At 47.5% G+C, this 15,337-nt stretch carries 13 protein-coding genes; 8 read left to right on the top strand and 5 right to left on the bottom strand.

The window, feature by feature from the left end; genetic code table 11:
• Positions 1–31: 31 nt before the first annotated feature.
• Together F0220_RS26185 and F0220_RS26180 are read left to right on the top strand one after the other, a co-directional pair.
• On the top strand, positions 32–1,030 hold the full coding sequence (locus tag F0220_RS26185) for a cysteine peptidase family C39 domain-containing protein (protein ID WP_223199782.1): 999 nt from the start codon (positions 32–34) through the stop codon (positions 1,028–1,030).
• Between the two features lie 24 nt (positions 1,031–1,054).
• The gene (locus tag F0220_RS26180) at positions 1,055–2,077 is read left to right on the top strand and encodes a hypothetical protein (protein WP_105601948.1); all 1,023 of its coding nucleotides are present in this window, start codon (positions 1,055–1,057) and stop codon (positions 2,075–2,077) included.
• Positions 2,078–2,160: 83 nt separating this feature from the next.
• Here the strand turns inward: F0220_RS26180 and F0220_RS26175 are convergent, their stop codons facing one another.
• The gene (locus F0220_RS26175) at positions 2,161–3,735 is read right to left on the bottom strand and encodes an FAD-dependent monooxygenase (RefSeq protein WP_105601947.1); all 1,575 of its coding nucleotides are present in this window, start codon (positions 3,733–3,735) and stop codon (positions 2,161–2,163) included.
• 222 nt (positions 3,736–3,957) lie between these two features.
• Here F0220_RS26175 and F0220_RS26170 point away from each other — a divergent pair, with 222 nt between their 5' ends.
• Together F0220_RS26170 and F0220_RS26165 are read left to right on the top strand one after the other, a co-directional pair.
• Positions 3,958–4,668 (top strand): MarR family transcriptional regulator, encoded by a 711-nt coding sequence (locus tag F0220_RS26170; protein WP_105601945.1) that lies wholly within the window; start codon positions 3,958–3,960, stop codon positions 4,666–4,668.
• Between the two features lie 281 nt (positions 4,669–4,949).
• Positions 4,950–5,141, top strand: a complete 192-nt coding sequence (locus tag F0220_RS26165; protein WP_091019178.1) for an aspartyl-phosphate phosphatase Spo0E family protein — start codon at positions 4,950–4,952, stop codon at positions 5,139–5,141.
• A 59-nt stretch (positions 5,142–5,200) separates the two neighbouring features.
• Here the strand turns inward: F0220_RS26165 and F0220_RS26160 are convergent, their stop codons facing one another.
• From F0220_RS26160 to F0220_RS26150, 3 genes are all read right to left on the bottom strand, one after another.
• The gene (locus tag F0220_RS26160) at positions 5,201–6,079 is read right to left on the bottom strand and encodes a carbohydrate ABC transporter permease (protein ID WP_017692164.1); all 879 of its coding nucleotides are present in this window, start codon (positions 6,077–6,079) and stop codon (positions 5,201–5,203) included.
• Between the two features lie 34 nt (positions 6,080–6,113).
• Positions 6,114–7,034 carry an ABC transporter permease gene (locus F0220_RS26155; protein WP_105602005.1) on the bottom strand — a complete coding sequence of 307 codons (921 nt, stop codon included), beginning with the start codon at positions 7,032–7,034 and terminating at the stop codon, positions 6,114–6,116.
• Positions 7,035–7,345: 311 nt separating this feature from the next.
• Positions 7,346–7,624 (bottom strand): hypothetical protein, encoded by a 279-nt coding sequence (locus F0220_RS26150; protein ID WP_105601943.1) that lies wholly within the window; start codon positions 7,622–7,624, stop codon positions 7,346–7,348.
• A gap of 162 nt (positions 7,625–7,786) precedes the next feature.
• Between F0220_RS26150 and F0220_RS26145 the strand changes: the two genes are divergently transcribed.
• From F0220_RS26145 to F0220_RS26135, 3 genes are all read left to right on the top strand, one after another.
• Positions 7,787–9,547: a sensor histidine kinase gene (locus F0220_RS26145; protein WP_149846817.1), complete on the top strand. Its 1,761-nt coding sequence runs from the start codon at positions 7,787–7,789 to the stop codon at positions 9,545–9,547.
• Positions 9,522–11,114: a response regulator transcription factor gene (locus F0220_RS26140; RefSeq protein ID WP_105601940.1), complete on the top strand. Its 1,593-nt coding sequence runs from the start codon at positions 9,522–9,524 to the stop codon at positions 11,112–11,114. The genes F0220_RS26145 and F0220_RS26140 overlap by 26 nt, the downstream gene beginning before the upstream one ends.
• A 120-nt stretch (positions 11,115–11,234) precedes the next feature.
• A complete protein-coding gene (locus F0220_RS26135; RefSeq protein ID WP_105601938.1) occupies positions 11,235–12,887 on the top strand; it encodes an extracellular solute-binding protein in 1,653 nt (550 codons plus the stop codon).
• A 124-nt stretch (positions 12,888–13,011) separates the two neighbouring features.
• Here the strand turns inward: F0220_RS26135 and F0220_RS26130 are convergent, their stop codons facing one another.
• Entirely contained in the window at positions 13,012–13,254 is a 243-nt protein-coding gene (locus tag F0220_RS26130) for a DUF7662 domain-containing protein (RefSeq protein ID WP_105601937.1), read from the bottom strand.
• 331 nt (positions 13,255–13,585) lie between these two features.
• Here F0220_RS26130 and F0220_RS26125 point away from each other — a divergent pair, with 331 nt between their 5' ends.
• A complete protein-coding gene (locus tag F0220_RS26125; protein ID WP_105601935.1) occupies positions 13,586–15,301 on the top strand; it encodes a DUF6138 family protein in 1,716 nt (571 codons plus the stop codon).
• Positions 15,302–15,337 lie beyond the last annotated feature (36 nt).

Genomic DNA, 15,337 nt, shown 5'->3' with positions numbered 1-15,337 from the left:
AGGAAAACCACCATGGAGAGGAGCTTTTCCCTTGGCTGAAGTCGTGTTAGATAACCTCATCATGAAGCGGGAGTCCAAATCGTACGTGGATAGTCTGCATGCGATACTAACCCATACAGGCCAGTTTCAAGGTTCCAAGGTTGTACTTGCCGGATATACGGGCATGGCTTTCAAGCTGGCGGTGCATCGCAGACTACTTTCCATGTCGGTTACAGCGTATGGACAATGGGGGGAAGCACATCGTCCGGGAGTCGATAACCTGGGAATATTTACGGTCTGGGATGGGGGACGTACACGTCATTCCACGTTTGGTTATTACCAGCAGGATGCAGTGAATTGGGTGAGACGGAGTATTGATGAAGGAACTGGTGTGATTTACTGGATTCCTGAGTTCGGTGTTATTCATGGATATGATGACCGGGACCGCATCTTTTATGTGCAGGACGGATGGAGCAAGGAACCGCAGATTTTGTTGTATGACAATTTCGGCTTAAACTTTACCGGATTTTGGTATTGTCAGGTGTTTGGTGATCAGGTCCGCATCCCTGAACAGCAGATGCTGCTGGAATCCCTGAGACTGGCGATTGAGGATTGGGATCTTCCCTATCGTCTGTTACCTGATCAGAATATTGCTTCAGGTAGAAAGGCATATGATGTGTGGGTGCAGGCCCTGCGGAGTGGGGATTTCGATGAATCCGGTGCAGGTTATATCTTGGAATCCTTCTGCCATTCGCGATCCGAAATAAGGATGTATTTGCAGGGTGTTCGAGAGATATGGAACGAACTGGACCATGCTTGTGCATGTTATGAACAGCTTGGGACGTTAATTGACCAAATGAAAGGATATATGGTTCAGCAGGAGAATAGACGTGTCTTGCGACCAGACACCACAGAAGATTTAGCACAGGTACTCGTGAAGGCGAAAGCATTGGAAGAGCAGGCTATTGATTATTTTCGAGTGATATCCAGGAAGTATCCTGACCGTAAAAGGTCCACTATACCACGGTGGGGAGCACATTCCGCACGATAGGATGAGAGAGGAAGGGTGTGAAGGATGATGGCGACAAAAGTAGTATTGCAGGACTGGATTCGATCCTCGCAAGCTGTGAATTCTGCTGATGAATGTAGATCATGGAGCGGTGTAAGCGCGTATACTGATGCGTTGTTTCGCATTTTATTACATAAACAGTGGACGGTTTTCCCACACCACATGATTGCAGGTATGACAGCAAGTGCATTCCGATTAGTGGTGGATCGGCGTCTGACGTCAAAATCAATTTCGGCTTACAACTGGATGGCAGAGAACTTTGTCGCAGCTGACTTCATTGGTGTGACAACGGGACAACATGGTGGATTTTCATTTGAACCGACTTTTCCGCTCTATCAGAAGCAGGCTCTGCTGGATATTAAAGCTTCCATTGACCGAGGCATAGGTGCAATTCTCTGGCACGATCAATTTGTCATTGTTATTGGCTATGATGATGTGGAACGGGTGCTGTTCATCTGTAAAAGTAATGGGAATGAAGTCATTCGTCTGTCCTATGATTCGTTAGGGAGAAACAGTACACCCTACTGGTACTATCAGGTGCTGGAAGCTTGTGCACCGATAGATCAATGGGAAGTCTGCAAGGAATCGTTAATCCAGGCCGTGTACAAATGGGAAACCCATGACTATATGCTGCCACCCCAAGATTACGCCTGTGGGGCGGCTGCGTATGCCGCTATTGCTGTTGTTTTGCAGACAGAAACCTATGACACAGAACAAGCGGCAGCTGTACTTTGCTATTATGCCAAATCAAGATTGGATATTGCCTCTTATGTTGCAGGACTTAAGCATCTGTCTATTCAAATGGATCAGGTAATAAACGAGTATGAGCTACTCGCAAACCTGTATACAATGATCGTTGAGGTGATAGATGACTCCATCTCTTGGGATTCGAGAGAACCGGAATGTGTGCAAAGGGTAATTGAGCTTATCCGGAAGGCAGGGGCTACGGAACAACGTGCCATTGATGCCATTAAACGTGCCTTTCCAGAGACGATAGGCAATCGTTTTGACGACGTAGGCTTGAGGTGAATGAAGCATGCAGTTCCTCTGATGTGGCACCCCGGCCCGGAGTCTGCATTTGATGCTTAAAGCGCAGTTTAAATATTTCTCACTTAACGTGGTGGGGTAACCATGCTGACCGCATTCTCAAATTCCGCCTGCCAGTCGCCCTTGATGATGCTGCCGATGTAACCATCGGGTCGAATCAGTACTAGCGTATCATCGCTGATGCCATAGATCTCGGTCAGTTTTTGGGTGGTATCGTTGATAACATTCTGTTCGGCTTCATTGCCGAGACTAACGATGTATCTGTGTAATTTGGCACCGCTGGTTGGCCAGATCAGCTCTGGGAGAATATTAGAGGCATTGGCTCCAAAGGCAAGCAATGTGAATTGCGGTCCACGAAGGATCTCAAATAGTCGTCTTACACCGCCTGGGCCGATGCATGGAGCATCGGGAGCTCGACCTCCGACCTGAAGTGACTTGGTCGTTGATGCATTCTGAGAGCTAAGTGGTCCACCATGATACGATAATGAGAGCTGTCGTTCTTCGTCACCACGTTTGAGACTGGCGAGACGTTTATTATCGAGCTTGGCGTACAACTCGCTGGATTTTCCAAGAACGCGTGCGGCTATGGGTTGACGTTCCGCTTCGTAACTGTCAAGCAGGCGATCAGGTGCGCCGGCAATAACCTGACCTATTTTCCAGCCGAGGTTGTAAGCGTCTTGTACACCGGTATTGAGTCCTTGTGCACCGGCTGGGGTATGGACGTGGGCCGCATCGCCTGCAAGGAAGACACGATCTGACCGATAGTGCTCAGCCAGTCGCACGTTGGGACGGAATACGGAACTCCAGGTAATGTCGTAGAGGCGGAAACCAGTAAGCTTGTGGAACTGAGCGGCCAATACAGCCTCATTCAAGTCTGGATTCTCGTCTGCTCCTAACCTGATCATGACTTGGAACTGTTGGGAGTGTGGCAATGGACATGCTCCGACAAATTTACCTTTTGTGTGTGGCCACATATGCCAACGACTGCGAGACAAGCCATCTATCGTGCCATCAATGATAAGCATACGATCTGATTCGTTGGTCTCTCCGATAAATCGAATACCTGTACCTTTACGAACGGTGCTGGAACCTCCGTCTGCCCCCACCAGATATCTGCTGCGAATCTTTTCCCCTGTAGAGAGCGTCACCGTCACCCCATGGGCATCCTGTTCAAAAGAATCCACCGCGTTGTTAAATTCAATATTTAGCCCCTGACGTTTGAGCAGGCGGTGCAGGATGGCATCCGTGCGGTGTTGAGCCAGCAGAAGAATATTCGGATAGGGCACATCTGGTGTAGGTTTATTTCGCTGCTGCATGCGCCACGGCACAGTGATCGGACCTAGATGGATACCTGCAAGCGGATAAGAACTTCCCTCTGTATGAGCATCACTCAGCACGCCGAAATCTTCCAAGATCTCCTGGGTTCGCGGCTGTACTCCCTTGGCACGAGAACCCTTAAAGGCATGTGGAGCCTTGTCGACCAGCCGGACACGAAGGCCGCGGCGCAACAGATCTGCTGCTAATATAGATCCGGTCGGGCCAGCACCTGCAACCAATACGTCGATATCGTAATCTTCCCTTGATGGACTCACACCCGGTTGTTCCTTCTCTTGCGATGGCTTGAATCGTATATCTGTCATGTTTATGTTCCTCTCTTAATTGGGTCTAAAATAATTTTTGATTCTCATGACTAACGGACTATGACGATCACAAACTTATTGTTTCTGAGAAACAATAAGTTTCCTTGCAACAATAATAGTTTAAATTCTGTTCTTTTGTCAACATTGTTTCCTTGGAAACTTTAATTGCGGACCTTTCCTTGATATACTGGGATGAAGTTCATTAGTGTTGGGGGAAAAAGAATGATCAAGCCATCAAACAATCACAATAAAGAGCACTTGATCATTGAAGTGCTGGAAGCTGTGAGAGACATACAGATTAAATTCCAAGCGGAAGATGACGAAGAGAAGGAATGGCTGCTTAAGAACAGCCCTAATTCGGAAGTTCAAGAGTTAGTCCAAGAAATGACGGTTACTATGCTGCATGTGCTGGATGCGATCGGAACACTTGAACCTGTAAATGGCATAACCATCTCAAAGCAATTCGGCTTTTCCAAAGGCACAGTTTCCAAAATCACCAAAAGGCTGGTGCAGAAAAATATCATTCTGCCTGAATACCTACCAGATAATAAGAAAGAAGTATTATTTCGCATGACAGAACTGGGTCAAGACATCTATCGTTTGCATCAAGCCATGCATCAACAAATTGATCTTGGCGCGAATCGTTTTTTGCAGCGATATACCGAAGATGAATTGCAGTTCTTAGTGCATGCTCTCCGTGACACCGCGCATACCTCCTGGTTCCATTCGGAAAAAGACAGTCCATCCATGGTTACTAGTGAAGGGGGACCATATCCCGATGAAGCTTCAAACGATAATGAGAATGCGGAAGCAGTGACCATTAACGAGGAAATGAATGAAATTATGGGGATGCTTCATACGCTGAATTCCCGTGATCTGAAGAAGGCCAAGGCCGTTCTTGAGGACGTTTTCTTTACAAAATATGAGGATTAGCGTAAGTAAGCTGTGGAGTCTGCTCGTATTCATCTCGGCATGTGAAGTTGTTCTGGAAAAGATATAAACGCAAATAAACCGGACAGGCCGCAGCCGATCCGGTTTATTTGCATTGAACATATGTGTACATCAGTTCATATGATCCACGCTAATAATAACTTTTAAAAGAAAAATAACCAAAATTTTAATTTTGGGGTAATCCAAACCCCTTATTGTTCCGAATATTATATTAGATGGTCTTTTTTGGATGATGATATTCAAGGATAACAGGGGGCGGGAGTATGGTACATAATCCGGAAACCATTCAGGAATGTATCGAACATGCACGGCAAAGGCTCTACCAGATTGCTGATCAATATGCGGAACTATGGCATCCGGAGGTTATTCGCCAATCCATGGTGCTGGATGAATTGATTAATGAATATAACAACGCTATTCGCAGCAGAAAAATTTCAAAACAACTGAAATCATGAGCTATAGAATGCACTTATAGAACGAAAAAGAATCCCAAACGGGATTCCGTGTGTTTGCCTTACTCTTTTACCGCCCCGAGCACAATTCCCTTTACGAAGAAACGCTGCAAGAACGGATATACGAGCAGAATCGGCAGAGCGCCAATAAAGATCTGAGCCGCGTTCACCGTACGTTGAGACATGTTCTGGAGCTGCGTCGCATCCACGTTCATGTTGGAGAAATCCTGCTGCACGATTATGGTCTGCATTAACGTGGCGAGTGGATATTTGGAAGCATCATTCATATAGATCAGCCCGTCAAACCAGGAATTCCACTGACCTACCATCGTGAATAAAGAGATCGTCGCAATCGCTGGCATGGATACAGGCAGATAAATTTTGAACAGAGTCGTGATATGATTGGCCCCATCAATAAATGCAGCTTCTTCCAGCTCTTTCGGTACGTTGCGGAAAAAGTTCATCATCAGAATCAGGTTCCAAACAGCGACCGCTCCTGGCAAAATCAGTGCCCACATCGTATTAATCAGTCCAAGCTTCTGAATCAAAATATAGGACGGAATCAATCCCCCGCTGAACAGCATCGTGAAGATGAAAAACCATGCATATAACGAGCGCCCCTTGAAGTGCAGACTTTCCTTGGATAATGGATAAGCTGTTAGGAAGACAAGTGTCATACTGAGCAGTGTGCCCAGAACCGTACGCTGGACTGAAATCCAGAGTGCACTGAGAAAGTTACTGTTACCGAATGTTTTGGTGTACGCGTCCACCGTAAAATCAATCGGCCAAAGTGTCACCAGATTGGCGGATGCTGCCGCCTTACCACTGAAGGAAACCGCCAGAATATGGACCAGCGGCAGGATGCACAGGATGGAGACGGCCGCGATGAATATCAGGTTAAAACCATTGAATATACGGTACCCGGTTGTTTTGTGATACACCTTGATTCCTCCTTAATGCATTATGCTAACCCTTTTAGAAAATACGATAATTGGCGATTTTGTACGCCATCCGGTACGCAGAGATGACCAGGAACATCGCGACAAATGATTTGAATAGTCCAACAGCGGTCGCAAAGCTCATTTTGCCATTCAGAATTCCCATCCGGTAGACAAAGGTATCGATAATATCACCTTTCTCATATACCAGCGGATTGTACAGGTTAAAGATCTGGTCAAAGCCTGCATTCAGGATATTGCCCAGCGATAACGTACCTACCACGATAATCATCGGTACAAGCGCAGGCAGGGTAATGTGTAATGTCTGTCTAAGTCGTGTTGCCCCATCTACCTCCGAAGCCTCGTACAATGCCGGGTTAATGCCCGCAAGTGCTGCCAGAAATACAATCGTTCCGAATCCAAACTCCTTCCACACATCACTGACAACCACCGTTACACGGAACCAGTCGCCATCCCCTAGAAAGAAAATCGGTTCAACACCAGCCGCCGCTAACACCTGGTTTACCAGCCCACCTTCCGGTGATAACATATCGAGCAGAATGCCGCCCAGGACAACCCAGGACAGGAAATGGGGCAGATACACCAAGGTCTGTGAGAAACGTTTGAACGTAGAGTTCCGAACCTCATTCAGTAAAATGGCGAACACCACAGGCGCGATAAGTCCGGCCACAATTTTCATTGAAGCGATCAGTACCGTATTCCAGATGACCTGAACGCTGTCGGGATATTCGAACATGAACTGGAAATTGTCCCAGCCCACCCATTTGGAGCCAGTGAACCCCAGCCACGGTTTGAAATCCTGAAAAGCAATAATAATGCCGCCCATGGGCACATAGGCGAACAGCAATGTGAGCAGTACAGCAGGCAGCAGCATCAGATGCAGCGGCCACGTGCGTTTGAAATTCCAGCGGGTACGTTTGCGTGGATGGGGTGTCATTTTTCGCACCGGCGTATGGGTTGTTAACGGTTGTTCGATAGCCATCAGGGTCCCTCCTTTATCTCGTCCAACCCTGGCAACATAAGGCGAGAAAGCCTCTGCACAGAGTGGAGCAACTGAATTATAGCAACAGAAAAGGGCGGACTATAGAACAACATTTCAATGCGGATGTTGAAATATTAACTTGTTGATGGAAACAGCAAAAAAGAGCATCCGACTCGAAAGTCCAATGCTCCTGTCATCAGGTTGTGTTCCTGCCATATGCTGTCTGCTTCCAATATGCCCTTTATGCTGAACCTGCCTATATCATTTCACAATTGAGCCATCATACTGCGCATCAATGGTACGAACCGCTGACTGCACCTCACCTCAGCCACTAGACGTTCCCTATCTTCATAGAGGGGGGACTCTTCTTCCTCAAAATCAAATTGAATCCCACGAACGCTGCCAGGTGGCAACGTCAATCCCTGAAGCTGTAACTCAAACAGGAACGAAGCATCAAAAGCCTTGCCATCCGTGTCCCGGTAACAGTACAAGCTGGAGATATCTTCTTCTTCAATATGTAAAATGCCTTGTTCTGTCAGTTGCATCACAGAGCCCCCCTCACGAAATGTTGATTCACTCCCAGTATAAGGGGATTACAAGTTGTAGGAAAGCGGGCGAGTATAAAATCAACTAGAAATGTAAGGGTTTTCAATATAAAATAGGACTTCGGTATAGAAGGACTTCAAATTCAGGGACAGGGTGAAACGATGAAATTCACAGTATTTGCGAAAACGGTCATTCTCTTAATCTGCCTGCTCGTACCCATTCTGCTGCTCTATACGTACGCGAACCAGGCAAATGTGGATATGGTCGTCGAAGAGAAACAGCAATCGAGTCTGAACCAATTCAATTATTTCAGTTCACAGGTGGATAAAAATATCGAGCAGCTCTCGCTGTATGGCCTGACGTTGCTGCGAGATCCGAGTATTCTGCATTACCGTTACATGACGGACTCCACCAGCCAATATGAGAAAAACAGCATCTATCTGGATATTCTCGACAAATTATCGTTGTACCAGTCCACCAACCGTTGGAAGAACGATATTACCATTGTGCTGCCGCAAGCGGAACTTGTGTTGTCCACCATGTCCAGCCGGACGGTCTACGATGAGAAGATGTTGACGTTTCCGCAACCAGGCCAATGGCAGCTGGAGAAAGGGAGTTTCACCTACTTTTTCACAGACAACTACGAGTGGAATGAAAAACCGGTGAACACAGGCGTGCGAACGGTAATGGAGATTAATTTTGACCCGATGAACATCGTTGCCATGTTGGATGATTTTAAAGAAACGCAGGGCGGAGATCCCTTTTTGCTCGTACCAGGTAACGATCCGTTGCTGAACCGTACGGCAGACCCCGAACTGGTCGAAGCGATTATGCGTGATATCCCCTTTAACGGGCCGGAGAGGGAAGGCAATCATCAGCTGGAGGTGGGCGACAAACAGTATCTGGTCAGTTACGTGCACTCCAAACAACTGCAAGCAGTATACGTGAACCCGGTGGTGTTGGATGATCTGCTGAACCCGATGGATAAGAGCCGAAATATGTTTATTACCTCCATTCTGTTACTGCTTGTGCTCAGTATCGGGGCTGCACTGCTTTTGTATCGAAAAGTCCAGGTGCCCATCCATCGTTTGATGAGAGGGTTGCAACAGATTCGCAAAGGGCAGCTGTCCACACGGATTCCGGTCGATCACTCCCGTGATGAATTCGCGTACCTGACCCAGAGCTTCAACCATATGGCGGAGCAGATTCAGGAACTGATCGAGAAGGTATACGAGGAACGTATCCGGTCACGGGAAGCCACACTGAAACATCTGCAGTCACAGATCAATCCGCATTTCCTGTACAACTGCCTGTTTTATATCAAAAATATGACCCAGCTCGGCAACCGTGAAGCGGTGATTGCCATGTCGCTAAGTCTGGGAGACTACTATCGTTACATTACGCGGGGCGAGAATGACATGACGACAGTGGAGGAAGAGATCCGACTGCTGGATCATTATCTGTCCATCCAGCAGATGCGGACCAACCGGCTGACCTACGAGATCGCCGTACCGCAGCAATTGATGCAGCTCCATATTCCGCGACTGCTCATTCAGCCTATTGTAGAAAATGCGGTGATCCACGGCATCGAACCGATGGAAGGCAGTGGGCACGTCGTCGTAACGGGGATGGCGGTACCCGAACATATAGAGGGTCGCAAATATACAAGATATAGCCTGTTTGTTGACAATGACGGTGTCACGCTAACAGCGGAAGAGATTGCCGAATTGGAACGGGAGATTAATGAACCGATGGGTGAGGAGATTGGAACAGGCACGTGGAATGTGCACCAGCGTCTCGTTACGCGTTATGGGCTGTCGTCCGGGCTTCATTTTGGAGCGATTCCCTATGGTGGACTTAGTGTAGAAATTCGATGGTTTGAGGAGGAACAACCGCATGATGAATCTGATGGTCGTGGATGATGAACATTCGGCAGTAGAGTCGATCGCTGTCTCCATACCGTGGAGAGAACACGGGATTGGTCAGGTATTCAAAGCTTATTCTGTCAAAGAGGCATTGGAACATATGGCAGCACACCAGGTCCATATTATTATCACGGATATCCGCATGCCGGGTATGTCCGGTCTGGATCTGGTCAGTCACATTCGGCAAAAGTGGGAACAGACCAAATGTATTATTTTATCGGGGCATGCTTCCTTCGATTATGCGAAGCAGGCGCTCAAACATGGGACAGTCAGTTATCTGCTCAAACCGGTCCGGGATGAGGAACTGATCGAATCCGTGCAGCAGGCCGCCGTGCAGATTCGTCTGGAGGGTGAGAAACAAATGCTGCATCAGCGGGCCATGTATTCGGTAAGGGAGCATCTGCCCGAGAAGCGTGCGGAGCTGATGAAGGATGTACTGTTAGGACATAAATTTGCGGATGCTGAACTCGAAGGCAAGCTGGAGCAACTGGAGATCGGATTCCGTCCACAGGATAAAATGCAACTGTTGCTCATCCGTTATGATGACCATCAACCTACTCATAAAGCGTTTCGATTGATGAAGTACGCCATCTCGAATGTAGTGGAAGAGATCTACGGCAGTACCTATCACCTCTGCCATACGGATGACGCCTATGATGATCTGGTCTTTATGGCCAGCCCCAAACAAACCCAAGCCGAACCGGAAGTGCTAATGGGACGACTTGGAGAACGGTTGCTTCACAGTGTAAGGCAGTATCTGAACGCGACCATTTCCCTGTCCGTTAGTCGTATGGGACGTTTTCCAGATCAGGTGCCTCAGCTATATCATCAAGCCGTCAGTGCGCTTCGCAAGCAAGCCGATGCAGGCAAAGGACTACATCTGAATGCGGCAGCGGGAACCAATGCGGCCACGTTAAAGTCACTTGCGGCGCTGTATGAACCGCCGGGTCTGACGACGTTACTGGAAGCCGGACGCATGGAGGATGCACACCGTAAGATTGATCAGATCTTTGCCGAACTTTCGAACAGTGTGTTTCCGGAACATGTGTATGTGGCTTTTCATTATTTGGCGGCGGCATTCTCATATATGGCTCACCGGGAAGGAAGACAGTTAGCCGAAGTGCTTGGCGAGCAGTACCAGCAGCTGCTCAAGGATGGTTATGGCATCTCGCTGCGTAGTCTGGAAACGTGGACCAGAAGTGTGATGCAGCAGTGGGAAGAGAGCACAAGCGATGCGGGACAGGATGCCGGATCAACGCTGATTCGGCAGGTGCAGCACTGGATTGATCATCATCTAGGCGAGGATCTATCGTTGCAGGTCATTGCCGGAGAGGTGCATCTGCACCCGGTATATCTGTCGAAAATGTACAAACAATCCACGGGTGAAGGCATTAGTGATTATATTATCCGTTCCAGAATGGAACGTGCAGTTCATTTGCTCAAACATACAGCCATGAAGATCTATGAAGTCGGTCAGGAAGTGGGGTACAATAACACGCCTTATTTCATTCAGGTATTCCGCAAACATTATGGACTGACCCCGCAGGATTTTCGGAACGGTTAACAAATCGATATGAACATTGAAATTGTGATATATGTTTGCCTCCCCGGCTGCACTATCCTTTTCATGTAAGGTGCATTTGGCACATAAGGGTATCCAAGTTACCTGAGGAGGGGTTAGTTCATGTATAGAAAAATGATGACGGCATTACTCGCAATAACGATGGTTGCTGTAACGGCATGTAGTTCGGGGGCCAAGGAAGAACCGGCCAAGGAAGCTGCTGCGCCACTTGCTCTGCAAGACGGGAAGTATGAACCGGCGGTACAGATGAGTTATCTGCGGGCCTGGAATGATGATACGAAATTCAAAAATGGGGAAACAGCACAGAACAATGTGCATACCAAATGGGCCAAGGAACGACTTGGCATTGATCTGACCACACCGTGGGCCGTATCGGTGACCAATGATGCATTTTACACAAAATTGCGCTTGTCCCTGTCGGCTAACGAGGAACTGCCGGATATCGTCTCCATTCGGGGAGACTACAATCTGGTCCGGGAATTAATTGAGTCCGGCAAATTTGCGAATGCAGGCGAGTTGTTTGACAAGTATGCTTCGGACACATGGAAACAGGCATCCGAATCGGCACCGGAAGAATGGTATCCGTACATGTATGAGGGCGAGCGTTACGGCATTCCAATCTTCGATTATGCCTACAATGGTGATTCGGTCATGTTTATCCGAGAGGACTGGCTGAAGAAGCTGGGACTGGAAGAACCGAAAACGATGGATGAGCTGGTTGCGGTCATGGATGCTTTTACGAATCAGGACCCGGACGGGAACGGCAAGAAAGATACGTATGGTCTGACCGTCGGCATGAAGAATGCACTTAATACCTGGATGACGGAATCCGGCTGGATCTTCGGCATGTACAACACGATGCCTGGACAGTGGAATGATGCCGGAGACGGAACACTGCAATATGGTTCCATTCAGCCAGGTGTGAAGGAAGGCCTTGCGACGATGAAGGATTGGTTGTCCAAAGGTTACCTGCCCAAAGAAGCTGGCGTTTATGACGAGATCAAGGCAGCAGAACTGTTTACCGCAGGTAAAGCAGGCATTATTGTGGGACCACACTGGATGCCGAACTGGCCGATTGATGATGTGAAGAAAAATGTGGATGGTGCCACGTACAAAGCCATTGCATTACCTACAGGGCCAACAGGTGAGAGCCACCAACATGGATCTGGTGCAAGTAACGGCGTTGTGCTGATTAACAAAGACATGGCGAACCCAGAGATTTTCTTCACGTATCAAAATTATCTGTTCGACAATTTTGCCAACCCGGAAGTGGGCAGCGAGTTCGAGCATGGATTTGCCCAAGGATATGACTATGACATCGTGGATGGCAAAGTTGTTGGTGAAGCTGAAGTGAAGGACGGCGTATCACCCCTCAAATATACGATTACGTATGATGGTGCACGGATTCCGAATCTGATGATGGATACGTTGGCGGAACTTGCGAAGGGTAAAGAGCCAGAGACGCCTTTTGAGAAAAATACGAAGATTGCGAACAAACCTGAAGTATTTGCGGCCGCTGAAGTGGTCGTTGCGAATAAAGATAATGCGATCAAGAACAAGTTCACGGGAGCTCCAACCGAAACGATGAAAATGAAGAAGGACGCGATCGACAAGCTGGAGAAGGATACGTTCAGCAAGATCATCTATGGTCAGGTGGGCATTGAGGAATTTGATGCGTTTGTGACGAAGTGGAAATCCATGGGCGGGGATGATATTACCGCCGAAGTGAACGAGTGGTATAAGACAGTCAATTAATTTACAGAGCAGGGGAGAGCTGATGGATTCATCAGTCTACCCTGCTTTTTTTGTCTCGAATAACAATTATGGAACAATAGAGCCTTTGGAGTTATAACTAACAATCTATATCATACATAATCATTTAGGACTCGCCGCGGACAAACGTCACGTTTTTTCCTAAAATCACATTCTCTACCTTCCATCCGGCATTTAACCAAGATAGTGCCTGTGTATGATTATTGGAATTATTTACCCACCATTGTTCGCGATTATACGCTGTAGGGGGTAACGTAAATCCGAGAATTTCCTCAAGCTCTGCATATGTAAGGGTGATTGCAAACTGATTCAAATAGTTTTCCAAAGGGAAGTATTTGCTGTAGCTCATTTCGTCTGACCTCCTGAAAAGGAATACAATGATTATACAACGTGGGGATGATGATAGCGAGGGCATACCGAGAGCCTACATAGATGTGAAAGGCATCCGTAGATCTCTTTGACTAGGGCGTGTCTTAAATACCACTTATGGGCAGCTTTCACCACCTTTTCTCCCCCTGCTGCCTTATTGTTCCCGGTGTACTTGAGAGAGTAAAATAATAGGTAGTATACGAACATCAATACGTATTTATAACAGAGATGCCCCGGATTGGTCCGGGTTTCATAGAGGTTCAAGTTTGGTTGATGAACATCATTAGATGCATGGGAAGGCAGGAGATTGGATGAGTACACTTTATGACCAGGCAATGGAAGAGATGATGACGACAATTCATGAATGGTTTGATGAACAGGAAAAGCGGGATGACTTGGAAAATGTTACGAAGCGAACTACGCTGCAAATAGGCATTTTCAATGATATTTTGCTGGATTATAGACCTGGACGGACTACAGTAGACAGTGTGGATCTGGGTTTGGATGATGGTCTGAAATCGAAGCAGGCAGGAGCCTTTACCGATGAACAGGTTCGTAATGAGATTGGACCTAAGCTTGTAGAGGTTGTTCAGGGAAGACTGGACAAGCTGGCAGATTCCCCGTTGATTGACTATCGATTTACCTTCCGTGGTAAATTCCCTACAACAGAAGGAAAGCTGCAACTGACTTTGCTGGAATATATCAATGAAGAGAAAAAGCAGCAGTTGCTTGAGCGTATTCATACATACATTGAGCAGAAGCTGGAGAACGGTGCATATCCAACAAAGCCGTTGGAATCCTTCTTTTTGACGCGTCATCTGCTTGATCCTACACTGTTTCCTGAACTGGATGTGGCATGGACCATCAGGCAGTATGACCGGATTCAAGAGTTGAATCAGGGTCGTCCGGAGGCACTTGCCGAGCATCGTGGTGATATTACTCGTGCGGTGACGGCATGGGCGGAGAATCAGTTTTTGCCACAATATTATGATGTGCAGTCTTCTGAATATCGTACCAATGAATATTCGCTTAAGCCAGGAGCGACGTTGGAATGGGATGTTGAATCACGGACAGACCAATCGTCGGATAAGATGCAGAAGGCGCAAATACCCGGGACTCACCCCATAGATCTGCTGTTATACGCGGCGGTGTTGATTCTACGATTTGAGCCGAATTATAGCAAAGCTCAAGGTCAGACTTTCCTGGAACTCGCGAAGCAACTCGGCAGCAGACGTGCGGCACTGATGATGACGGAAGGCAGCGGGACGTATGCGAAAGAGGATATTCATGTGAAAACGGAAGAAGTAGAATGCAAAGCAAATGATGTATTTGCTCTGATTAATATTCACATTCGTAAGGAAGTGCCGGGTGCCTATCAACAGGTACTTACCTTTATCACTCATTTATTGAAACAGGGCTTTCCGAAAAGTTATAAGATCAAGCTCAAGTCCAGCGTAAAGCAGTATTTGCCGATCAAAGGACTCGCGAAGTCGGATACCCACCGATTCTTTGCCAATGCAATGGAGTACCCGGAGCTACGTCCGCTGATGGAAGAATATGCGCGTGAGGCTATCCAAGAGTTCGAGTTTTATGAGGATACCGAGGGAGAGAAAAGCTGTATGCCAGGCAGTTATGCAACCTTTGGGCTGGGGCTCGTGGATGAGCGGTATTTCCCGCTGGTTGAATATTACATGGGCGAAGTGGATGATGAGCATCAGTTAATTCAGGATAAGTTCATTGCGGCATTTGTGGAACAACAGGGTGTAACGGCTCAATCCATACCTGCGTTAGTCGCCAGCTTGCGTCGTTCGACGGATAGTCTGAAGCTGAAGATTCAGCCCGAACTGGAGAATGAGGGAATACTCGAACGGCTGGTTAGACAGATTCAAGAACTTGAGTATTATGAAGCGGAACGTGTACTCTATCCGATCTTTGGCAAGGTGGAGAAGCTCTCAACGCTCGCTCGCAAAGCGGAGGGAAGACGGAAGGAATTATTGCTGGAACTGTTGCAGGCCGCAGGGAAATAAAAATGTAAACAAGACAAGTCAGATTGTGCTGTGCCA

The sequence above is a fragment of the Paenibacillus sp. 37 genome, assembly GCF_008386395.1.
Lineage (GTDB): Bacteria > Bacillota > Bacilli > Paenibacillales > Paenibacillaceae > Paenibacillus > Paenibacillus amylolyticus_B.
This window is presented reverse-complemented; position numbering and strand designations above follow the sequence as displayed.

Bases quoted from the DNA above. Each gene is read 5' to 3' on its own strand.
- F0220_RS26180 (WP_105601948.1), top strand. From the start codon at position 1,055: ATGATGGCGACAAAAGTAGTATTGCAGGACTGGATTCGATCCTCGCAA.
- F0220_RS26175 (WP_105601947.1), bottom strand. From the start codon at position 3,735: ATGACAGATATACGATTCAAGCCATCGCAAGAGAAGGAACAACCGGGT.
- F0220_RS26170 (WP_105601945.1), top strand. From the start codon at position 3,958: ATGATCAAGCCATCAAACAATCACAATAAAGAGCACTTGATCATTGAA.
- F0220_RS26165 (WP_091019178.1), top strand. From the start codon at position 4,950: ATGGTACATAATCCGGAAACCATTCAGGAATGTATCGAACATGCACGG.
- F0220_RS26155 (WP_105602005.1), bottom strand. From the start codon at position 7,034: ATGACACCCCATCCACGCAAACGTACCCGCTGGAATTTCAAACGCACG.
- F0220_RS26150 (WP_105601943.1), bottom strand. From the start codon at position 7,624: ATGCAACTGACAGAACAAGGCATTTTACATATTGAAGAAGAAGATATC.
- F0220_RS26145 (WP_149846817.1), top strand. From the start codon at position 7,787: ATGAAATTCACAGTATTTGCGAAAACGGTCATTCTCTTAATCTGCCTG.
- F0220_RS26140 (WP_105601940.1), top strand. From the start codon at position 9,522: ATGATGAATCTGATGGTCGTGGATGATGAACATTCGGCAGTAGAGTCG.
- F0220_RS26135 (WP_105601938.1), top strand. From the start codon at position 11,235: ATGTATAGAAAAATGATGACGGCATTACTCGCAATAACGATGGTTGCT.
- F0220_RS26130 (WP_105601937.1), bottom strand. From the start codon at position 13,254: ATGAGCTACAGCAAATACTTCCCTTTGGAAAACTATTTGAATCAGTTT.
- F0220_RS26125 (WP_105601935.1), top strand. From the start codon at position 13,586: ATGAGTACACTTTATGACCAGGCAATGGAAGAGATGATGACGACAATT.